At 58.3% G+C, this 25,633-nt stretch carries 1 protein-coding gene; it reads right to left on the reverse strand.

What is annotated here, in order from left to right; translation table 11 throughout:
* Nucleotides 1-73 precede the first annotated feature (73 nt).
* On the reverse strand, nucleotides 74-25,243 hold the full coding sequence (locus tag RGAI101_RS20750) for a calcium-binding protein (protein WP_037230569.1): 25,170 nt from the start codon (nucleotides 25,241-25,243) through the stop codon (nucleotides 74-76).
* Nucleotides 25,244-25,633: the final 390 nt, after the last annotated feature.

A 25,633-nucleotide genomic window follows, 5' to 3' on the forward strand; every position in this document is an offset into this window, starting at 1 on the left:
TTGTCCCGCAGTGCTTGGGCCACGGCAGCTGTCCGCCGACCCGATGTGCGCGATATCTCGCGTGATCGTGATGTCATGTCTCGATGACGCACCGGTGGTCGTGCCACGGAAGATCTGGATATCTGCGGACTGGTACAACGCCACGGCATCCGGCTCTGGCTGATGTCGGCGTTGATATTGGCCGCAATACCGCGCGCAACATCGCCTGACCCAGACCAAGGAAGGCATCCTGACCAGATGTAATCTCTGGCGTGATGCGGGTATAATGCACGCCCTCGTCCACGCCATCGTTGTTTGCGGCAATCCGCAGCAGCTGCGGCGTATTCCAGTTCGTTCCGTCAAAGCCGACGATAACCGAATTGCCCGATTGCGTGACCGACAGACCGGTGAAGGAGACCGTCGCACCATCACCGACATTGAAGGTCACTGCCACAGGGCCAGTCGGCGCGCGCGACAGGGCGACATAGACGCTGTCGCCATTGGCAGTCAGACGAATGTCTTCGGCAGCAACTTCCTGATCAATCGTATCAACGGTCGATGCATCATCGGTGCGCGAGAAGATCAGAACTTCGGCGCTGTCATTGTCGATCACCTCGACCAGAACATCCGCGACCACCACTCCATCATAGGGTTGGGCGTCGGTGCCTACTGTACCCTCAACCACCGAATGACGCAGGTTCACAACCTGACGCCCCTCGGCCAAAGCATCGTTCACACCCGTCACGGTGACATATTGAATTTCGTCCCAGTTGGTCGCGTCAAACACCAGATCGGTAAAGGTCTCGGACCCGTTGACCATTACGCCCTTGCCGCCAGCCGCTTGCGCGCTTTCGGTGCCGCGTGTCGGCGTGATCGTCACCGTCACCTTGCGATCAGGCGCGCGGGACAGCGCGATGCCATAGGTGTTGTGGATCAGCAGCGGCGATGTCTGCGTATCTTCGAACACCCGCAGGGCGTCATAGTCGTTGAAAATGATTACGCCCGCTTCGTCGTTATCCGCGATATTGGCGACAACATCCTTGGCAAAGATCGCGTTATAGCGGTCGTCGTTGCTGCTGACCGTGGTTTGGATCAGGCCGTTGTGGCCATTCAAGCTGTTGGATACGACCGTGATCGCGCCGCCTTCGGTCACATCGCTCAGATCGGCACCGGCGATGTTGATGTTGTCGCTTCCCAGTCCGCCAACAATCTCTACTTGCACGTTTTCATTGGTGCTTTCGATAAAGAAGGTGTCGTTGCCCTGCAGCGCATCGACGACCAGCTTTTCAAGGCCGACAAAGCTTACGAACAGACCGCCACCAAAGACGCCGTTTTCGGTGATCACATAGTCATCGCCAAACTCGCTGCCCACGATGGTCAGGCTGTCAAAGCCGTCGCCGCCATCAATCCGCACAGGCGCATTGATGTTGTAGGAGACAAAGTCAGCACCCTGCCCGCCGTTGATGTTGGTGTAAGGCGCTGCTGGATCATCGGGATCGACGCGGACAAAGGACCGCACGAGGAAGCTGTCGTCGTCCTCATTCCCGAAGAGGAACAGTTCAGCCTTGTTGGAGTAGACGGTAAAGTTGTCCTGACCCGTGCCACCGTTCAGCGTCGCATTCTTGCTGATCCCGTTGGACAGGAAGCCAAGCGTCACTTGCGTGGTGGTGTATTGGTCGCGACCCTTCAGGCCATTGAACGGGTTCGACGCGTCGCGGGCGGAGTCGAATAGCTGCCCGATCTGGAACGTGTCGTCGCCCGCATCACCGAAGACGTTGAACGTGGCGAGTGTATCGTCGAAGACGAACAGATCATTGCCGTCGCGACCATTGACCTGAATATCGCCCTCAAGCGCGCCATTATACTGCACTTCTTCCAAAATGCCCGCGACCTGATCGTCGTTTTCATCCAGTTGCAAGGCAGCCACCACGCCGATCGCAACCGCAGGATCAGCGTTCGCCCGGAAGAGGAACAGATCGGCGCGGTTTGTGCCGTTGATCTCGGCACGGTCAGCACCTTGACCAGAGATACCGCTGTCCAGCAGGCGGATCAGTGCGGTGCCTTCGCCCGACAGACCGATCTGATAGAAGTCGGAGCCCTGCTCGCCATCAAGGTCAAGCTGGTAGGTTGTTCCCATATCACCACTTTGCAGGCCGTTGGTGAAGGTCTGCTTGCCGTAGCGGTCATAGTTGACGCGCACGATGTCATTGCCCTGACCCAGCTTGATCTCGGTCTGACCACCGAGGCGTTCGATATTCAGGACGTCATTGGCCGCATCATCCGTGGGCGAAACAGGCTCGTCGCCCATGTCGATCTGCGTCAGACCTACGTGAGTGCCATCGATATGCAGTTCGTTGTTGGCGTCGCTTGTCTCAAGTATCAGCGTCTCGAAGCTGGTGTATTTGATGCCGACCGTCATGCCTAGGCCGACAATCTCATCCGCTGTCAGACGGCCACCGCGATCAGGTGTTGTGTCGCCATTGTCGCTGACGCGCAGAACATCGATGCCCTCAGCCGTGCCAACCGCTTCGGAGCCGCCGTCGATGGTCAGTTGGCCGAACAGGATATCGTTGACCGTGTATTCGCTGCCAATGGTGGTCGAAATCGGGTTGCCCACAACCACGCTGTCAACGCCGGTGCCTGTCTGGACAACGGTCGGGCCGTTGATGACGTGGATGTTAACCATATCAACACCGCCCCATGTGCGCAGCGTTGTCTTGTCGGCCAACCCGGTCGAGGTAATGGTCGCAGTGTTCGCACCCTCGCCCAGATCAATCTCGACGATCTCAACGGCGATATAATTGATCGCAACAGTCTTGTTGCCATCAACAAGGTTGAAGCCCGTGACCGACATGAACCCTTCAAGGTTCGCCGGATCAATCAGGCCGATAGACCCGGAGGACGCGTTCGCATCATACCGACCATTGATCAACAGCGTATCGCTGCCACGATCGGTCGGCGCTGTCGCACCCGGCGCAAACACATCAAAGGCATTGATCGTCACGACCGCATCAATCGCGGTCAGCGACCCGCCTGCGTTCCCCACACGGATCGTATCATCCCCAAGGCCCGAGTTGATCTGCAACGGAATATCCGTGCTTTGAACCGTAATCTCATCTGCGCCACCTGCCGTGTTCAGCACAACGTTGTCTGTGCCAGTATGGGTGATCCCAACAGTTGCGGCACCGGTCACGGCCAAAGTGTCATCATTGACGATGATCGCGTCGCTACCGTCGGACCCGTAAAAGCGGACAGTGGATGCGCCCGACCCGGTGTCATTGATGACCACGGTAAAGTTCGAGCCCTTGGGCGCGTTGATATGATACGTCTCGGACGATCCGGTCGACTTGGCATCCAGCGTCGCGGTGCCATCAAAGGCGGCAACCGACACAACACTGCCGTTGACCCGGATGGTACGGTCCAGATCGTTGACAACCATGCGGTTGGCCGCATTCGGACCACCTTTCAAGGTCACATTCTCAAAGATACCGATCAGGTTTTCAAGCGTCGCACCGGTCCAGACATCACTCGACGGACCTGAGACTATGCCGACCACAAAGCGGTCTTCGAACAGACCAAAGTCATAGCCAGTAAAGGTTTCGGACAGCGTATCGCCCGCGTCATTCGTGCCGCTGTCAAGGAAGGTGTCAAAGCCTTCGCCGCCCGTGATCGTGTCATTGTCAGAACCACCGTCGATCACGTCGTCAAACGACGAGCCGGTGATCGTATCGGCACCACCGTCACCGTTCAGCTCAAGCGCCACGGTATTCTGCGTCAGTCTGCTGGCGTCGATGGTATCACCCGATGCGCCTGCATTGATGATCAGCTTGTCGCCAGCGCTGCGGCGGAAATCGTTCAGCACGATCGCAATCGCGGTGTTGGTACCGTTCCACTTTGCATCAACCTTGATGTCGCTGGCATCAACAGTGTCCTGCAGTAGCGTGAACGTATCCACCCCGGCGCTGCCGTTGATGATGACCGTGTCGGCGTTGCTGTCAGACGACCCTTCACGCGACCCCGGACGATCAGCCGGATCATCGCGGAAACCAGGGCCTTCGATGGCCAGATCGTCTTCGATGATCAGGCGGTTCACGTTCTGACCCGAGATATCGTCGATGATGACCGTGTCGTTACCGCCAAGCAGTTGAACCTGAACAGTGCCCGCCCCACCGAGGATATTCACGCCGCGTGTGTTGTCGCCATTGCGGATCTCGACCGACCCTTTGGTGACGCGGGCGGTATCCGCGCGTGCCGAACCGGTAACAAATACAGTGTCCTGCGCGCCGGTCCCGTTGACCGTCAGAATGCCTGCGGCTTCCAGCGTGCGGAAGATCAGGTCGACACCGTTGCCGCCATCAATCGTATCCGACCCTTCGCCGCCATCAATCTCGTCAACACCCGATCCGCCGTTGATGTTGTCATTCCCCGCACCGCCAAACACGATGTCATTGCCCGCACCTGCACGAATTGTCGCGGCACCGGCACCCAACTGCTGGATGAAGTCATCCCCGCCTTTCGCGTCAATCGTGATGGAGTTGGTGCTGCGCGAGATGATGCGATCGCCGAGCAGGCTGGCCGTTTCGCCATCCGCCAGCGGCCGTGTGACGTTGGTGCCGTACACTTCGGACCCGGCAGCCGCAAAGCGCCCGATCGTAATCTGATCACCAAAGTCTGTCGCATTATCGGTCTTGTTGATGATCGCCCGGCCGGAACCTTGGTAATCGACCAGATCAATGCCACTACCGCCGTCAAACAGCAGATCGGCATCCACGCCTTCGCGCACAAGGATGACATCATTGCCTGCGTCGCCATACCCGATGATCCGGTCAACGCCAGTAAAGATCTGTTCACGGCCCGAATAGATCAGTTTGATCGTGCCGGGTGCAATCTGTTCGATGATATAGGTTTCATCCGTTGCCCCGGCACCGATGCCACGGTCACCATTGCTATTGCCCATATTCAGCGTCAGGTCTCCGCCGTTCTGATCCGCCAACTTGATCGGCTCGGGCAGCTCCAGATAGCCAATGGTAAAGTTGAGGTTCAGCTTGATCCGTATGAACAGAACCTTGACGCTGGCATAGGCTTTGACGTTGATCGGCACACGCCCGCCGCGTTCGACATTCTCAATCTTTGCGCCAAAGCCGATGCTGGCACCGCCCCAGTTGATCCCAAGACCGTACAGGCTGACAGACGCGCTGCCCGAGAAGCCGATGGCAAGATTGCTTGGTGTGCCATTTTCCGGGCGGTTCAGATAATCATAGTAAACGTTGAAGCGGAACGACCCTTCCATCCCGAAGGTCCGGCTGCCCAGCAGCACACCACCGGTCAGATCGACGTTAAACGTACCATCGCTGCGGAACACCCCATTCGCAGACATTGTCGCGATACCAAAGAAGTTGATGTTGGCATTGAAAGCAACGGTCCATTCTTCGTTCACCACGACCACACTAAAGCTCGCATTGAACTTGATGGTTTTCAGGAACTCCACACTACCGGTCAGTTTGAGGCTAAAGCTGTCGGCCTTCAGGTCAAAGCTGCCGATGCGGCGGTCCTTACCCGTCGTGTTCAGCGTCAGGCTGCCGCGCGCGCTGATGTCGATGACCCGCGCAACATTGGCGTCAATCGACACGGACAGTCCAAGGGCAATGCCGGTAATCTGGTTGCCGGTGTAGTAAAGCCCCGCAGCACCCGCTGCACGGACATTCAGACCGCCAAGTCCAAACACCACATCAAAGCTGATCTCGGTCCGGTTGCTCAGGATTGCGATGGTGGTCTTGCCACTGGCGGTCGCAAAGTCGGCGAACGTCACGCTGCCGTTGATCTCCAGCTTGACACCGGACTCGACGGTGCGATCCGTACCCTGCACCTGGATGTCCCGCTTCGACGAGAATGTGTTCAGCTCAAAGCTCGCGCGGCCGTTGAAGGTCAGAACATCCGGGATGCCCGCATTGGTGATCTGGATCAGCCCATAGATGATCATCCCGCCGTCAGAGATGACGATCTTGCCAACCAGATCCAGATCTTCAATGACACCAACCAGCTGCGCCTTGACGGCAATCTCTGCGCTGACTTCGGTGCCGTTATTTCTGATCTCGAAGGTGAAGGCACCGCGCAGTTCGACAATCGGATCAATCTTCAGCACCGCTTCGATATAAAGCGACAGACCATTCTTCAGGACGATGACGCCCTTCTTGTTGCCGCTGATATCTGTGATCGGCTGGCCGGTATCTTCATCCAAGACCAGTTCCAGATAATGCGCACTTGTCGGAATTTTGGCGACTTCATCAGCGTTCAGGAAGGTCACAAAGTTTTCGGTGGCCGTGAAGGTGTTGATCTCGAGGCTCAGCGTCGCATTGGCCTCGAGATCGACGCCGGGGACCGCAAGGCCGCTCTCAAGGGTCAACAGCGCGCGACCGACAACACCGCTATTGCCAGCAGGGGAAATTCTGATCTCTAGGTCAAGCAGGCCGCTGACGACGCCGACATATTGGATCGACCCGCTGACGTTGCCGGTCAGACGTGTGCTGTTGACGGTTTCGCCGTCGATCTCGGACTGACCGTTCGCCAGTTGCAACGAACCGGTCAGGGTTACGGCGTTGAACAGCGTCACCGACCCTTCGAGCAGCGCGATGAAGTAGTAATCGGTGGGCCCTGTCGTGCCCGGTGCATTGCCACCGATGACGATCTTGGCAGGGGCATCCGCCGGCAACAGCGGCAGGAAGCTGGTTGGAACGATGAATTCCTGATCAACCCCCGTCGTGTTGAAGATAAGCGAGATGGTGACGTCGAGTACGAACAGATCAGTTGGAATACCGCCGAAATCACCCGTGTCCTGATTGCCGTCTGTGGATTGCGAACCGCCGGTACGCTCCAGCGACAGGCTGCCGGCGATACCGGCACGGCCACCGGCGTCGGCGACCAGATCAACGATGAACAGACCCTGCGCGCGCCCCTCGATCAAGACGGCAGCGCGGGTTCCACCAAAGACTTTCGCACTGGCGGTTGCAAAGATTTCAATCCGCTCGGACGTGATGGACAGGTAGAAGCCACCCTTCAACTCGGCCAGCGGGCTGACGGCGGGGTCTTCGTTTGGCGCGGTCAGGGTGACGCTGCCCTGAATCTTGAAGGCGAACGACCCCGCCAGCAGATTAAATGACTGCTCGTCCGACGACAGGATAAGCTCTGTACCATTTTGATCCGCGAAATACGTCTTGCCCGCGCTGGTGATCCGCCACTGGTTGACGTCACCGGCCAGCTTCTTGGTCATTGCAACGGTCGCGTTCTCGGCTAGCGTCACGTCAATACCCGACGCGGCAAAGGCGGTACGCAGGCCCTGGGTTACGTCACGCTCAGCAAACAGCGGCGGGGTGGTGGACAGTCCAAGACTGCTAATGTTGGACTGACCCGATATCACGACCCCCAGCTGATCGCCCGGAATACCTTCCAGCGCGATTGTCTCGGTCCGGTCCTGATTGGACAAGTTGATCTGCAACACGGCGCTGGCATCGATATGCAGACCTAGCGGGTTCAGCGCGCTAAAGTTGGTTTGAACCGCCGCAACACCCCAGAACTGCGGCACGCCAGTGTTGCCGCCGTCTTCGATTGTGAACGACCCTGCAATCGACCCGACATTGCCCAGCTTGATGATCTTGGCCGTGCCTGAGAATTTCAGGCTAAAGCGGAAGACATCGCCACGATCAGGGTCATTGTAGGTGCCGAAGGTCAGGCGCGCCATGCCACGTTGTTCCAGCAGCGACTCGCCGCCCAAGCCGGGCGCGTCATAGCGGATGCCGCCGGCAATCTCGATATAGAAGATCTTGGAGGTCGTCGCCCCGCCCGGCGCAGGGGTCGCACCATCTGCGACACGGTCGATGATCTTGAAGCTTTCGGTGCTTTGCGCGCCGGTGTTGCCCTCAAGATCGGACCAGCTGCCAGCCGTAAACGTGACGATCACATCGCCCGTCGTGTAAGCGCCGGAAGTGTAATAGCGGAAGGTGTTATTGCCCAGATCTGTGGGCGATCCCTGCAGGACAGCGACAGTCGCACCGGCACCACCAAGGGTAAATTCATTGCCCGTCAGCGTTTGCGTATTAATCGCAAACTCGGGGTTGATCGCGGTATCACCAAGCGTCGCAAATTGGACGTCGATGTAGCCGTTTGTCTGTGCGCTGGTGACGCTCAGCGTCTGGGTCTGCTGGGCCTCGATCGCGGTGCCATCGTATGTCCACGCAGTCGCGGAATAGGTCAGGGTAACAAATTCACCCGCAGCAATCGGATTGGCCGCTATGCCACCGGAAACCGTCAGTTCGATCAGCCCGGGGCGAAGTGGTTCTACATCAGTTGCCCCGGCAGGGGGTGCGCGGGCGTATTGCCCGGTAACGGTAAGTGTTGATCCATCCGCACGCGTGATCGTATAAGCACCGCTGGCAATACCTGCGGCGATGCTGGCGCGATCCAGCAGTTCTGTCGTGCCAAGCTGCAAGCTCAGGTAGAAGGCAGCAGGCGTGGTGCCCTGTTCGATCTGCAGTTCTACGCTGTTCGACGCGGTGGCGGCGTCAACCGTATTGCCGCTTGCGTCAAGCCAGTTGAAGCTGCCGCCGATGAATTCAACCGTCACGTTATTCGCCGTGGCATCACCGCGGAAGCTGCCCAGATACCAGACCCGGAAGATCGCGTCGGTCCCGTCCATCCCCAGATAGATCGGGGCTTGCGACGTGTCAGCGACGATGGTGCCGTTCGTCGCGCTAAAGGTGACTTCGGCATCCAGATCGGTGACTGACGCCTGATCGATCTCAAACGCATAGGACGGCATCGCAAAGCGGACGTCGATATAGCCGCGGTTGTTCAGGTCGTCGAGCCCGATCACACCGCCATCGACAGGGTCAGCGATTGCACCGGACAGTTGTAGTACCTGGAACGTCTCGACCGACGCTTCGCCCGCATTGCTACCCGAACTGTAAGTGCCAGCCTGCACCGCAACGCGGACTTCGCCAGCGCTCAGGTCACTGCCGAGGAAGTAGCGCACGGTTAGGCCATCGCCGATCCGCATCGCACCTGTGATACCGACACTAACTGGGGAGGCTTCTGGACCAATCGTGACGATGATCTCGTCGCCCAATGTGGCAAAGTCGATCACATCCCCGAACGTGGCCGTAAAGCGGACGTCGATCCAGGATGTATCCAGCGTCAGCGGCGCAAAGGAAACCACTCCGGTCGTCGTCACAGCCGCACCATCGTTGCGCAGAACAGTCGCTTCCTCAATGCCATCTTCATTCACGAAGGTCGCAATCCGCTCGATTGTAGTGCCAGTGGTAAAAGTTCCCTTGGTCCAGTAGCGGAAGCGGTAATCCTCGGTGAGTGTATCCGGATCGACAGGCTTGCCTGCAACGTCAACCACGGGATCGGGGTTCAGCCACTCGGGTGCCTGCGTATCGTCGAATGCGATCTGAACGTTCGATCCCACAAACGCAAATTCAGGCGCAAGGTCGATGATCGACCCGATGCGCAGACCTTCGGCAGGGCGTGCAAAGCTCAGGTCGACATAGCCGCGACCGTTGATCGTGCCGATACCAATGGTGCCATCAACGCCGGGGTTCACGATGGTGGCCTGTGCACCCGCAACCTTGAAGTCCAACGTCAACGCACGGTTCTGCGCGCCTGCAACGCCAAAGCTGTTGGCCGCAATATTCAACCCAGCCTTGCCGACCGAGAAACCACCGTTCAGGAACACGCGGGTGATCCCCGCGCCCAGGTCCTTGAGCCCCGTGACAGTAACACCAGCAGCCCCCGCACCGCTGAGGGTAAAGTTGGCAACATTGGCGGTAAAGTCCGGAACGATTTGCCCCGTTGCCGGCGTCACCAGAATATCGACATAGCTGACGTCACCGGTTTCACCGCCGTTCAGCGATGTGACTGTCAAGGCTCGGGCCAGATCGGCCTTGTAGGAAACCTGATCCTGCTTGAACGTCAGACCTACAGCGGCAGTGGTCGCCGCAGGATCGGTCGGCACGATGGCATAGCGGTACTGAACCGCTGTATCCGTGCTCGACCCGTCATCCTGACGCACGGTCGCCGCGTTCCCGGCCAACGCCCCGCCCGAGGTCACGATGAATTCAGGTGCTGCATCCAACAAGGACGCCGGATCAAGACTGTAACCCGTGGGCGGTGCCCCAAAGATGCTGGTAAGCGACAGCGGGTTCGTCGCACCGGCCACCGCATCGACTTCGCCAATTTCAAGAACGCCGTCGTTGACGGTGCCGGTATTGGTGATGTCGGCCGCCGCTTTGACAAAGGACCATGACCCGTTGATCGCAGTGACCGTGACGCTACCAACCGACGCACCGTCCGCAAAATCACCCGTCAGCCAGTAGCGGTAGGTCGGTGTACCTGTGGCCGTGCCGGACATAAGCGTCGGTGCCTGCGCGCTGTCCAACGCGATGGAGCCGATGCCTGTACCCGACAGCGTAAATTCCGCGCCCAGATCCGTGATCGACGCAAGGTCATAGCCCGCAAAACCGGTCGGAACAGCCTGGAAGGTAATGTCGATATAGCTTCGCGCGCCCAGACGGTTGATGTCAATCGACGCACCCTCACCCGGATTAACCAGCGCCGCAGTGGCCCCTTCGACAACCAATTCAATCGCAGGCGTCACGATCGACTGGTTCCCTGCCGCATCGCTGAACGCGTTGTCGACAAAGCTCAGCTCATACACACCCGGCGCATAGACAAAACCACCCTGCGTGATCGTGTACTTGAACTGCGTGATGCCCTCGGATGTCAGGTATTCCTCAAGCGTCACACCCTCGGCCGCGAGATCAGCGGGTACGGTCACGGCAGTGTAGATAACCTTCCCATTGTCAGGGCTGGTCGCATCATCGACAAAGCCTTGGCGCACAGCGACCGGCGCACCAACCGTGACGTTCGAACCATTAAGGGTCAGCGTGAATTCCGCACCCGTGTCGAAGATAGACGCATAATCCAACGCATTCCCCGATGGTGCCCGGAACGAGATGATCAACTCGTTCGATCCCGCATTCAGCGCGTTCACATCGGCGGTGTATCCCGTGTCAGAGGTACCGAAAGGTCCAACCAGTTTGGCTGTCGGGTTCACGATTTTAAAGCTTTGCGTCACCGTCTGGATGCTTGGCGTATTATCGCGCGTCCAGCCACCGGCGTTGAATTCAACCGTATATGTCCCTGTCGCAAGCGCATCGCCCGCGAAGAAAAAGCGGACGATGTCATCGCCAACGATCACACGGGCATTGTTCACCGTCGTCGCGCTAAAGGACTTCAGCGCGACGATGGCGTCGTTTTGATCGCGAACGGTGAACGGTGCCACGTTTTTGTTCACAATGGCACGCAGATCATCCAGCGTCAGGTCAGCACCGATCTCGGGAATAAAGCGGATATCGATCCAAGGACCGGACACCACAGCCGCTGTTCCTGTTTCGGACGATTCTTCATCCGCAACGCCACTATACAGCACCGCGCCGGTCTGCTCGTTTAGATAGCTCCAGCCTTGATTCACGTAAGTATAGCTGATGTCGCCGGTCGCCGTGCCAATCACCCAGAAACGGTAGGTCGTGCCGCCAAGGTGAACAGGGGCCAGCGTATCATCCAGAACAACGCCGCTGCCATCCGCAAGGATCAACTCCGGTGCCAGATCAAGAACACTGCCCGGATCAAGAATAACACCACTTGCAGTGGTCGGAGCAGCATCCAGCGTGACGTCGATATATCCGGCATTGTTAATTGCCGACTGACCCAATTCAGTGCCCGTACCCGGCCCTGCCAGTTCCTGTGTCGGGCTGGCGGCGCGGTCCTGAACGATCGCAATCGCAACATCATCGCCAAGCAGGGTCTGGAAGCCGAAGCGCAAACTGCCCTCGATGGTGATGAGATCAATCTGGTCAGGGATCTTGGCAAGGAACAGGATCGTCGCCTCGCCCGACGCGATCTTGCTTAGGTTTGCATAAAGCCGCGCGGACAGCGACAGGTTGTCAGCCGCAAAGTTCAACTGCCCGATCACAAGAATCTTGCCATCGGTCGAGATCTTGATCGTGACCTGCCCGTTGAAGGTCAATTGGGATGTGTAGATCGAATAGAGCTTTGCACTGCCTGTAATCACCATCGGGGCTTGGAAGGCCGCGGCAAAACCGCTTTGCGACGGGTTCGCCTGCACCAGACGGTATTGCGTCAGCACCTGACCGCGCACCATGTCCAGCCATCCATCAACACTTACGTTCGCTGGCAACTGGAACGCCGGGCCCGTCAATTCGCTAGGTGTGGTGATGTCCGGCAGGCTGGTGAAGAAATCAACGCCGCCGGTGAAGTTGTTGATGGTCAGACCCGAGATCGGCTCAAGCAGGATACCGCCCGGAATTTGTGCCGTCACCAGTACGCCAAGCGGGCCAAGTTCGCTGAGCGCAAAGCGGATGGTAAAGCCCGACAGGCCCGCAACGGAATACCCTGCCTCGACCCCGATAAAGAACACGCGGTCGGCAACAACGGTATCCGTATCAAGCACCCCGATCTCGTTGCCGTTTGCATCAACCTTGATGATCCCGCCGATCAACGTGCCTTCGATCTCGCCGCCAAAGACATTGCCCGAGATGGACACACCAAGGGATTCAATTCCAATGATCGGGTTATCCCCCCCGATCAGCGCGCCCACGTCGATCTGGATACCTCTGACGGTGCCTTCGAACTTCAGGCCGGCATTGCCTTGCAGCCCTGTGATCGTCGCCGACAGGGTCAGAACGAACTTCTCAGGGGCAGCCTGAATGTCAGCCCACTGCACGCCAATCTCGGTGATCCGGATCGGCAGCCATGCTGGCCACTTGAACGTGGCACCCGTGGCCGACCCGACGCCGATAAACACGCCAAATCCACGCTTGGTAACGAACGTCCCATCACCTAGGAACGCAAACTGGCGCGCCTCGCCGACCAGCGTCACAGACCCAACAGTCAGTTCGGCACCGATCGCGGCAAAGCTGATCAGCTCTTCGTCAGCGGCGGCACCGGTATCAAGGTTCAGGTCCTGCCCCGTCAGAACAAGGTTCGGCCCCAGCGTGATGCGGAATGTGTCCATCCGCCAGATAAAGCCGTCGACCACACCATTGGTGAAGGTCAGACCAAGGCGGATCGCCTCTGTATCGGGGGCACCGACCGTATCGGTCAGTTCTGGGCCGGTGCGGTCGCGGATATCTGCGGAAATCGGCTTACCGGGCGCGAACTTTGCCCCGCCAGAGGCAAAGAAGATCGACCCGTTGAAGTTTACGGCCTGACCGAACACGACGCTAAAGTCTGTGACACCGATGCGCAGATCATCAAACTCAAGCAGGCTGCCAAACCGGATCGGGCCAGTCTGGCTGTCGGTGCGTGTGGCCGAGGCCGCCGTCGGGTTGCTGTTCAACCCGCCATAGATCAGCTGCGCCGTCTTCAGGCTGAACCCGTTTTCATAGACAATCAAACCCGGTGTAAGTGCTGTCCCCGTAATCAGCCCCGTCAGCCCAAAGCTTGGGAAGGTGACGCGCACGGTGCCGATCTCGACCAGCTTCTGGCCCGCACCCTCCAGCGTGTTCAGCAGATCCTTTGACGCGTCATAATCGGGATCATAGCCGATCTTGATGTTGACCGCTTCAAAGGTCAGAACCTCTGGCACGGTGCCGATCAAGCTATCCGCCGTCACTTCCCACTTGCCGGTAAAGCCGATGTCAGGCTCGCCACCCGTGACCGCCGCCAGCACATCAATTCCAACGTCGAACTTGACCAGCAGACCGTTGATCACGACGCTTGTGCCACCGGTGTTAGACGGGGTGCCGCCTTGGGGTGGAGTGCTGCCAAAAGCAAGGGCCGCGCGATCGGCACCAATCGCAATCGTCAGGATTAGACGGCCATCCTTGAACGCCAGCTTATCAAGGCCGACCGAAGGAGATTCAATCGTGACCGGACCAATGTTGAACGACAGGCCACTGGTCTGCACTTCAGGAATGTTGGCAACCGTAAAGACCGACGCATATTGCACCCGCAGCGGATCGGCGGCAGTGCCCACGCTTGCGGCGTTGTTGGTGGTGCGGTCCGTCAGTGTCACCCCATCCACGGCACCGAACAGAACGGTTGTCGTCGGCAGACCGGTACGGTCCTGATCGTAAGACCAAGTGCCCGCGATAAAGTCGACCTGTACATCACCGACACTGAACGCCGCGTTCGACAGTGTATTCGCAGCAGCGCCAACCGGGCTGGCCGGCACACCCACGACGGGCGCAGGCGGCTTGGCCGCAATGAAGTAGCGCCATGTCGTCGCCGAAACCTGCGCGACCCCAATGACACCGCCGACATTCGCAGCACCGCCCACGGCCGAGATCCGGATTTCGTTGCCGTCGATGGTCGCAATATTCAGGCGCTGCCCGACAGTCGTACGGAAGGTCACGTCGATAAACCCTGCAGCGTTTAACTGCGTCGCATCCACCGTGGCACCCGAAAACGGCTTGGCCAGCGCGATTGACGCCGCCTGCGCAGCCGCAAGACGGGCCAATTCAAACTCTGCCGCGCCAAAGCCGTTGCCAAGGGCGCGCAGCACGCTAAAGCGTTCGATTTCACGGGCTCCCAGCGAATTGGCGCTGTCTTTCCAGGAATTCGCCAGGAACTCGACCTCATAGGTGATCGGGCTGTTCGTTGGAATGCTGTCCGGCTTGTTCAAAATCTCGTAACGGAAGGTCGGCTTGGCTGTTCCCTCGACCCGCGTGGCCGCACCGGAGACTTCGATATTGAAGGTCGTGCCAGACTGGTTCACCGCACGGATGATGAATTCCTGTTCATCATCCGTGATGGAACTGTCGACGATGCCGTCGGGGTTGCTAGGCGTGCTAAGGTAGTTGTTGTTGTTAAAGATCACGTCGATGTAGTTCAGCTGGTCCAAACGCACGATCTGGTTCTGCAATGGCGCAGCAAGATCGGCGCTTAGCTGCACCAGATCCCGTGGCCGCGAATTGACGACGCCGGTCTGACCGTTGATCGTATAGCTGGTCAAGCGAATATCGGACAGCTGGAAGCCGTTGCCGCCACCAAAGTTGAACCGCGCAGCACCGCCCAGACCGATGGCGCGGTCGGCATCACCCTCCGGGTTGACGGTGATCCGCGTATCGGGGGCAAACACCTCGATCACGCCAAGCGGTGTGCGCGTGAACTGAACGGCATCCGACGTGATTACCACAACATCTTCGGCAGCCGTGGCACCGATCCCAATGGTCAGCTTTTGGTCGCCCGTGCCGCCCATCACCATTTCCATCGTGCCGGAAACGAACTTGACCGCAAGGCTTGGCAGCATATCGTCGGCGTCAAGACGCGGAATATCCAGAACCTGCGTCGTCTCGATCATCTGGCCCGAGTTGTTGATCCACACCTCGACCGAACCCTGAATGCGTAGACCGTCAATGCCCACGACCGACGCGTCCCCTTTGGCATAGATCGCAAAGGTGCGCAGGCCGCTGGTCACAAATTCCAACACGACAAGCTGGGTGTTGGTGATCAGCAGGCCGACATCGTCATCGGTGCTTTCCAGATCGGGACCCTTGTCGCCGAGGAAGATGCTGATGTTGCGCCCCGAAATACCGCTTGAAACACCCGCCGCAACGAAATTCGCATAATCTGCGATGTTCAGCGTGGTCACCGATCCGGTGATGGTCAGGTAAGGGTCATAGCTCAGCGTCACATCGGCAACGCCAAGCTGGATAAAGAACGACTTGGCAGGCGTCGCGGTCTGGGCCGCACTAAAGGTCAAACGATAAACGGCGTCACCGATATCAACGGTCTGATCAATGATGCGCCCCGTTGTGTTGAAGCGCAGGATGCCAGTGCCCTCGGCTGCGAAATCACCCCCACCACCTTGCGCCGTCAGTTCGATCTGGCCGGCAAGGCCGTTTTGCGTAGGATCGGTTTCACCGGCGTAATAGATAATCACACCCTTGGCGTCGGTCAGGCCGTAAACGTCAGGGTCGTCGGGATCAGAATCCGGATCGGTATAGGTGCCGGTCACTTCGCTGAAGACAAAGATCGTGCGCTTTTTGACGTTCGCTGGGTCCGTCACGTCAGAGAAGGTCGAAAGCGAGATCGTACCGCCGAACGCAAGCTCGGGTCGGTCATCCGCTGTGATCGTCCCGGTTGCGTTCCCCAGATCAACCCTCAGGCGCAGATTTTCGCCGGTAATGCGGATGAACTTGCCGCCAGGCAGATCAAGACTGCGTGTCGTTTGCTCGACCCCATTCCCATCAAGATAGGCGGCGACCTTAAACTCTTCGTTCACCGGAACCGTTGCGGTATTCAGCTCAAGCCGGAAATTGGGTGAATCAAATGCGAATGTGTTGCGGCCGTCGGTGAACGATTTGGCGGGCAGCGTCACATCGATATTGGCCGACAGACCCGCAGGCGTGATCAGGATCAGCGCATTACCAGTCACGTCAACGTCGATGGTGCCAAGGCTGGCAGTGACGTCTGTCGCAGAGATTTTTGTGACGATGGACCCGTTGCGCAGCGTGGTCCGCTCGAACGTGACATCAGCCTGAAGGGCGAAATCTGCGCTGGCAACGCTGGTCGGTGTGACACCGCTTGTATTGATCAGCAGCGAAAGCCCCGTCCCGGCGTTGGTGCCGATGGCCTCAAAACCGATAATGGTTTCTCTGAAGCCCTGTTCTTTGAAGACATAAAGGAAATCTGGTTCAACTGTCTCAGGGGTCGTGGCCCCCGGTGACAGGCCGGTAACCTCGGTAAAGTCAAATGCAGCGGGCAGCGCTGTCTGTGGCGTTCCAGCCGGCGCACCGGTACGGCCTTGGTTGACCTTGATCTTGACATTGTTGGACGACAGCGCGACGCCACCGACGCCAACCAGATTGACACCAGCTACTTCCGCATACAGCGCGGTATAGCGGTCGCCATTCAGGCTTGCGATATACTGGCCGGTGACGGCGCTGATCTCGACCTGTGACAGCAGGGCCAGATCGAATGAAATCCCCTGAACCGCAACACCAACAGCACTGCCAGCAGCCGCTGGAACCGAAGACGTGCGGTTCGGGACATCAAGCTCGAAATACGGGCCGCCGACACCGACAAAGGCGTTGATGTTGCTACCGCTGATCTGCATCACCCCAAAGGTCTTGTTGGTCGGGTTTGCCGTCGCCGGAATGACCAAACCTTTATAGAAGGTCACGTTTCCGGACAGGAACACATATTGGTCAATGGTGATCACCGCAAAGCCCGTCACCTCAAGAATTTCCGCAGCCATCGACAGCGTCACGTCATCAGCTGCATCAAGGCCGGTCGGCACGATCAGGTTGTTCGTATCAAAATTGATTGTCCGTCCGACGGATGCCGCGTTGTATTTCACTTCGAAATCATAGGCCGACAAGGTCAGACCATCGATGCCGACCAGTTCCACATCACCGCCAGCGTTCAGCGCGGTATAGGCCCCTGCCGTAGGCAGACCCGCCGCAATCGGCAGACCCGTCGTCGCGTCAACGGATTGCAGCAACGCCAGTGCGACGAACCCATTGGAAATCTTCAGGCCAACCAGATCGGTCTGCGCGTCAAACGCCTGTTCAAGGTCATAGCCCGTTCCGACAAAGATGTTCACATCCCGCGCACCGACCGTCAGCAGCGATACCGTCCGCGCCGCGCCATCCGACAGCACCACATCCAGCAGCGCATCACCCTTGCGGAAGGCGAACTCGCCCGAGATGAAGACGTATTGTTCCACACCCAGCACCAGCGAACCGCGCACTTCGACGACCGTCTCGATCAGGTCGTCAAAGGTGATCCGTGGGTTTTCGCCGACGGTGACGTTCCAGACATCTGCATCGCTGAAATCAAGCGTGCTGTAGGTCGGTAGCGTCTTGTCGATGCCATTCACTGCGACATTCAGCGTCCCGCTCAGCACAAGACCGTCTACACCCAGCAGCGCTGCATCACCGCTCGCCTTGACCGCATACCAAGACCGCAGCGGCGTGGTCGCGGCCGGAACAGTCGGGCTTTCCTTAACCAGCAAAATACCAAGGCTGTTCACATTCAGCGTCACGCCGGTGATATTGCTGGCTGGGTCCACGCCGGTCACGCGACCCGAAACAGGGTCCGTCACATAGTTAGGCACACCCGTACCTGCAAAAACCGCGACGTTGGCAAGGCCAAGGCGCAGGACAGATGTGTTGAAGGATGTTGCATCATCGAGCGTCCGAGCGGCGACGTTCTGCTCGGAAACAAGCGATGCCTCACCGCGGGCGTGAATGAAATCGTCGATGATGATCGTGGCGTCGGCGTAAAGCGCAATACCGTCGCGTGTCACGTCGAGAACAGTATCAGTCTGGGGTGCAACAATTCCGTTGCGATTGGTGGCCGACAGAATATCGTAGGTGCCCGGGTCGATGGCAGTGGTGGTATTCCACTCGGTCGAGCCGAGGTTCACCGCCCGGTTCCAGTCAAGGACCGTTAAGGGGGTCAGGCTGCCTATGATCGCGGCAGAGTTCACTTCAATCGCGCCATTGTTCAGCGTAGCGTCGATCACATCGACCCCTTCAAGGGTCGCCGTGTCAATATTCGCCTTCAGACCGAAATAGCCGCGCGCATCCAGAACAGGGTCGGACGACGTGATGCTTGCAAACACCAGCCCCGCGCTTACCACCGACATACCCGGCCCGTCGCGGATACCGATGGTCAGACCCGGATCCGCTTCGGTCCCTACTACGCCAAGGCTGATGCGGGTTAGCGACGCATTATCCATGTCTGTCGCCAGATCAAAGCTCTGGTCGCTGTTCACGTCAACATCTACGATATCCTGCGCAAAGCTGAACGTTGCCTCAGCCGCGATAAAATCGAACGCGCTGAACGACACAGCCCCCGTGACCTGCGTCGTGTCGGCGGTCTCATTGAACCGCGCGTCCAGCGGTGCACCCCTAGGGCCGTAATTGAACAGCACCCCATCGCCCGACACCTGATCAGGCACCACAACTGTCGTCCAGTCAAAGCCCGGATCGGCCACGTCCAGCGGCACGTGAGTGTAGTAATCCAGCGTCAGACTGTTGATGTTGAAAACAATCCCATCCGGCAGGTTCGTGATCGTCGCATTGCCAAGGCTGCCGGTGATAGCCGTCGCACTCGGGATCGTGGTGACTGTCGCCGTTAGGACAGCGTCAGGCACCGCAGACAGCAGCGCAACCGCAACATTACCACTCCCGACCGAGATACCCACACCACCTGGCTGACCGATAAACAACGGATCCGTCAAGGTCAGTCCAAGCAGCAGCAGATTCGCATCTTCAAGCGCGGCATCTGTATCCAGCTGGGCCTGCACGCCCGAGACTACTTGCAGATCAAACCGCGCACCCAGATCGACAAAGCCGAACGCATCCAGGGTCAGCGTGCCCGCCACTTTCAGATCAGTGCCCGCGTCAAAAACATCCGGCACGGCGCTAAACTGCGATACATTGACCCAATCAAGCTTGGTACCTTCGGTCGCAACACCACCGGGCAGCGCCGTAACAGTCGCTTTGTTAAAGACAACTTCGATATCCGTCACCGCGATCTCAAGACCCTCGGGCAGCCCGCGCGGTGCGACTTGGCTTGCCGTCGCATAAAGTCCGGTCCAGCTGCGCACCGATGTCGCGCCAATGCCAGCCGTCTCGTTCACCACATAAAGGTTCAGCGCGGCATTCGTGACGGCAAAGCCCGTGCCCTGATCGGCCACGCCATTCACAACACCACTCGGCAGATCACCGGCCAGCGTGAATGCCCCACCGTCACCGATGAATAGATAAGCGCTCGACAGGTTGAACTTAACCAGTTGCGCCTCGGCGACTGTAATGCCAGCACCGTCGGTCACATTTGAAACCGTCTGGATCGTGCCCGCAAAGCCCGCTGCGACAATCACGTTGTTCTGAATGTTCAGCTCGATCTGACCGCCAAAGGACAGGTCAAGCGTCTCTTCAATCGTGCCAATGCGCGTGCCGTTGAAATCGTCGATGCCCGTCCAGTCAAGTTTGGTCGACACCATCGCGGCATCCGTCGCAGCGCCGTTGAAGCGGAAGGTGATATTACGCGCAATCGCGATGGCCCCATCGATGCCGCGCAGGTCAGCCTGACCAATCTCGCCCGCTACCGCGAGCCAGCTTAGAGGCGCGGCAGCCGTGGCAGCTTCGCTGATAATCGCAAGCTCAAGGTTGGCATCCTGAACGGCGATCCCTGTGCCGCCCTCTTCCAGACCGGTCGCGCGCAGGGTCAAATCATCATAGATCAACGCGCCCCCTGCCCCTGCAAACAGCGTCGCGCCGCTGATTGAGAATGATAGAACCGACGCATCGGCAACAACGATACCGTTGTTATCATCAATCGTTTTGGTCTGCGCGTTGATGCCGAAGGCACCGAACAGAAGCACGTTATCTTCAATTGCAACTTCGATGGCACCCATAACGCTGAAATCAAGATCGGCGTTGATTCCGTCAACCGCATCCGTGATCGACGTGGTGCCAAAGATCGGCGCGTCAGCCGCGTTCAGCGTGGTCCAGTCCAGCTTGGTCGCCATCGCCGCAGGATCTGTTGTCGAGGCAGAGTTCAGGCGGACTTCGAGGTCATAAGCCTTGAGGTCAATACCGTTGATCCCGCGCACATCCAGCTGCCCTGCCCCGGCTTTCAGCGCGGTCCAGGTCTGTGTCGTGCCCGCAATCGTTGGGTCGGTCTGACCCTGACTGACAGACAGGAAATCAAGCGACAGATCGGCAGCGGTAAACCCTGTGCCGCCTGCACCAATGCCCGCCACGACGCCATCAACGGTGGTAAAGCTGCCGCCAACACCGGCGAACAGATACCCGTTCGAGACGGTAAAGCTGATCACATTGACGTTCTCGGTGGCGGCAACCTCGCCGGGCAATGCATCAAGTGTTTCAAGCGCCACGATATCACCGGTCAACGACCCTGCCAGCAAAACGGTGCCGTCAATCTCGCCCCGGAAGGAACCGCCGAACGAAAAACCAAGCGTGTTGTCAAAGACAGCACCAAGGCTGTCATCGGTCGCACCGATTGCCGCCAGACCAGTGACCGTCGGAAACGCGGTCCCGTCCAGCGTCAGGTCATTCCAGTTCAGCTTGGTCGCCGAAATCTCATCCGCAACGTTTGTGCTGAAATATACGTCTTTGACGCTGGCCACAAAACCGTCCGGCAGACCGACCAGATCGGCCGTGCCCACACGGGCATCAATCGCGGTCCAACTGCGCGCGGCAACGGCGTCTTCGGTGATAAAGCCAAGCTCGACCGAGACACCGGTCGCATCAAAGCCGGTGGCCCCGTCAAGGTCTTCCAGTGCGATCAGACCCGTGATCAGCGACGGGTCAGCTACACCATAGGTAAAGCCACCGCCGACACCCGCAAAGAACGCCGCGTCATCGATCAAGAAAGTAGTTACATTCGCAACAAAGTCCGCGCCAAGCCCGCTGCCAGAAACGGTATAGCTGCCCGTGGCAAGCGAGAAGCCCCCGCCTAGATAGACCAAACCGTGACCGAAATAGATCCGGCCTTCGACCGCGAAATCCGTGCCTGTGCTAAGATCACCAAGCGCAGTCGCGGCGTCGGTGTAATCAATCGTCGACCAATCCAGCTTGGTCACCGGCAGGCCCGCGTCATCAATCGCAGTGTTGTAGCGGACAGTCACATCATTGGCCTGTGCCTCGACATTGCCCAGACCCAGCACCTGCGCCAGACCGAACCCGCCGGTCAGCCCGATATAGGTAACGTCGTCCGTCGTATCGATCACATCGGCACCGGCGTCGATCAACACGCCCAAAGAAAGGTTCGCATTCTCGACATAGACACCGCTGGCATTGCCCCGATTGACCACAAGGTTGCCCTCGGCGTCCTCGCCAAACACCGCGCGACCACCGGCAAAGAACGTCGTCTCGGACAGGGTTAGCAAAATCAGATCACCGTCGATGCCTGACACCGGATCGGTCGGCACATCCAGCGCCACCGCCATCGAGAAGACCGAGGTCAGATAAACCGCATTTGTAACTTCAAGCGTCAGCGTCCCGCCGATCTTGAACTGCTCAAGCCCGTTCAACCCAAGGACAGCATCCGTCAGATCAAGCTGCGGGCCGGTCAGATCGGCGGCAAGGTTCTTCCAGTTCATCACCGTGGGCACCGCACCGGGGTCAGCCACCACATCAACCACCGAGGCAAAGTTGCCCGTCACCAAGAAATCGCGACCGTCGATGGCAAAATCATCCGGACCACCAAGCCCCCGCACGTCGATATTCTCAACTGTTGCGCGGAAGGCCAGCCATGTTTCGAACGCCAGCGCACCATCAATCGTGGCGCTGCCCGCATTCCGCGCAATCAGCGCCAGTTCGAAACCGACACCGGCAGCATAAAACCCTTGGAACGTATCCGACACGCCGGTCGGCCCACCATCAATCAGCGACCGCGTGATCGGTGCCTTCACAAGCTCGTTATTCGCGTCGCGGGTAAAGTCGATGAGACCGGCGGCAAAGAAACCGTCGCTGAGCTTGAAGGTCACGACCGTCGCATCCGTCGCCGCGATTGCACCGTCATCAATCGTCTGCGTCTTGACCGACAGTTCAACCTGCCCCGCGATCAGAACGGTTTCGGCAATCTCGATCTCGACATTCGCCAGCAATTCGATGCCATCAAAGTTTAGATCCAGATAGGACACGCCCGAAGGATCCTTCAGCGCGTCCTGCGTCCAGTCCAGCGCCGTGCTGAAATCCGAAGCAACGTTCAGCTTGATCGACAACTCCCGCGCGATCAGCTTTGTCTCTGCCAGACCAAAGGATTCCGCAGCCGTGGTAAAGTTCACACCACCGTAGATCACGGACACCACCGTGTCGGTCGCTTGCGTCTTGAACAGACCCAGCGAGAAGTTCAGGTCAGTCGCCAACACACCTTTGGCATTGGCCGTTTCAAATTCAAGATCAGCCGGCGCTATCAGAACGCTCGGCAGCTCCATGCCCGTTCCGATAAAGGCCGAAGCATCCGCAAGCTGGAACACCAACAGATCGCCAAAGACAGTATCGCCCGACGGCAGCTCCACATCGGCAGTTGTCTTGGTCAGCGTCAGGCCGCCTGCGAAATAGGCAATGTCAGTATAGGCAAAGACGCCCGGTGCCCGCTCAGACTTCTCTTGGAAGACCAGCGCGGCGGTACCGGTGACGGACGAAAATTCGGCAGTGGCGCTGGCAAAGGCAGGTGCTTCGCGCAGAACAACGGCATCCGTGATATTGCCGGCACCGGTCATTGCCCCCTGAGAGGCGACGTTCAACAACACAGCCGCCTGACCGACCGACCCTTTGATCGCATCCGCATTGATCAGCGTCAGCTGGTCGATGGACGCATCCAGCGATGCCCAGACGTGATAGCCAGACAATGGACCGTCAGTATAGGCCTGACGGTAAAAGCGCAGATCGAAGTCAAAGTTCAGACCCTCAACCCCGGTTGCAGCATTTTCTTCGCCATTTGCCTTGCGCGTGAAATAAGTCTCGCCATCTGAACCAGCAAACAGGGTTGCGGCGGCGACGGTCATCGTCACCACATCAACATTGTTCAACGTGACCTCGGCCCCACCGATCACAAATCCGGTGACAGTCTGGTTCTGGACAAAACTCGACGAAACACTCGCGCCATCCCCAAGGGACAGGGTGACAAAATCGCCGACTGTAATCTCATAGACGTTGGTCGCGTCGGCAGCCGTGCTCTGGTTGCTATCGTCAAACCCGTGGGTCAGCAGACCACCCGTCGCATAGATGATCGCATCGCCCTCGGTCCCGCCCACCAGCTTGCCGATATTCTCGAACCGGGTCACGCCAGTCTCGGACGTCACCGTCCCGGCATTGACGGAAGCAATGTCCCAGACGCTGTCAAAGTTTTCACCTTCGACAACATACAGCCCGGTGTCTGTATCATTCCCACCGCGCAGCAATCCGATGTTGGAATAGGTCAGGGCGTAGTCGGTGGTGGCACCCGTCGCAAAGCTTAGTGTCCCGCGGTTCAGGCCGGTAATCTTGAACGTGCCCTCTTGCGACAGACCGCCAAACAAATCATCCGCCCCGACCAGCGCATCCGTATTCCCAGCCAGACCAATCAGCGTGGTGACTTCGCTGCCCGTTGTGAAAACCTGTTCGGTCAGGGACGCGTCGCTGAATGCCGTGATCCCGCCGCTGGCCGAAACCTGATAGAACAACTGCCCGCTCAGCGACGCTGGAATGACCGAGATGTCATCTGGCAAAAGCAAACGCTCGCCCTCGGCCAGTGCCTCGCCCATCAGAGCCAACCCGCTAGTGTGGTCCAGACCGGCAGCATGGCCAATCTCGTGCAGCATCACCGTCAGCAGATCGACACCTTCAGCGGCACCGTTTCCATCCGCTTCCAGCGCGTATCCATTCAGCGTTGCGTATTCTGTGTTTGTCAGGGGCGACGCATCAACGAACCACCCTGCCCCGGCCGCATCGCCATCAATAGTGATAAGGTTTGCCGTTGCATCATAACTGGCCAAAGTTCCCGCAGCCAAATCGCCAATGACGAAATCAAGGTCCGCTGGCACCGGGCCGTTTGCTCCGGCCCACAACGCAACCGCAGCGTCGAACGTCGCCTGCGCCTCTGTCTTCAGGCTGATGGCGTTTAAGGCACCGCTATTCGTGCCCTCAAGCGTCAGGTCATGGATTTCGGAAACGCTAAAAGCAGATGGCGCATGGGCATCATCTGCTGACTGAACTTCTACCGTAGCATCCTGTTGCGCAGGTGGCCCTGTCGGCGAGATGCTGTCCAGATCAACCGACGTTCCGACCAACGTCGATCCGAACGCATAGTCAGGATCTTCATCCGCGCTGGCATCCAACGGTTCGTGCTGTACGACCTCACGCGCGGCGTTTTCGGTCCAATCTTCGGGCCATTCCATCTCGGCCTCGAGGGGCTCAGCTACCGCGATCTCGGCTGCCTTAGCATCCTGATTTTCGGTCGCATCAATGACCTCTACAATCGCGGCCAGGTTCGACATCGGATCGTCCCAGCCCGCCTTATCCGCGATGCGTGCCATTTCGCCCAGAACGGGGTCCGCAGACAAAAGAATTCGAGGTTCCAGCGCTTCGACCCGGAATGATTCTTCGCGGTTCAGGCTGTCATGTGTCGGGTCGCGCAAGACACCTTCAGCACCGAATCGAGAAGGCTCGGCGCGCGCGCCGTCCTTTCGAAACAATCTTGAAAGCAGTGACCTTACGGACATTTAATGTACCCTGATGGGGATAAACTACATATTTCAGGCACCCCAAAAATGGTGGGTCGGCACAGGTAAAAACGCAAAAAATAGCAAAATTAAGATAATACGTTTTGACCTTAGGCGGAAATCCGCAAGGAAAGCAAACTTTTTAGTGAACGGTGGGAACTCTTTTCAGCACGAACCATTTTGGCTGTAGTTCCATTTGAGGGGGCCACGTGGGTGTATTGGAGAGGCAGAAGAGGTGTCGAACCGTGCAACACTCATCGCCAGAACATATGGACAATACATCCCGAATTTCCCCGTCAGATCATTGCTCTTGATGTATGGCTCGACTTCCGATTCAACTTCAGTTTGCGTGAGTTTGGAGAATTAACGCTAGAACGCGGTGATGACGTT

Source organism: Roseobacter sp. GAI101 (assembly GCF_000156335.1).
In the GTDB taxonomy this organism is placed as follows: Bacteria; Pseudomonadota; Alphaproteobacteria; order Rhodobacterales; family Rhodobacteraceae; genus Sulfitobacter.

Bases quoted from the DNA above. Each gene is read 5' to 3' on its own strand.
- RGAI101_RS20750 (WP_037230569.1), bottom strand. From the start codon at position 25,243: ATGTCCGTAAGGTCACTGCTTTCAAGATTGTTTCGAAAGGACGGCGCG.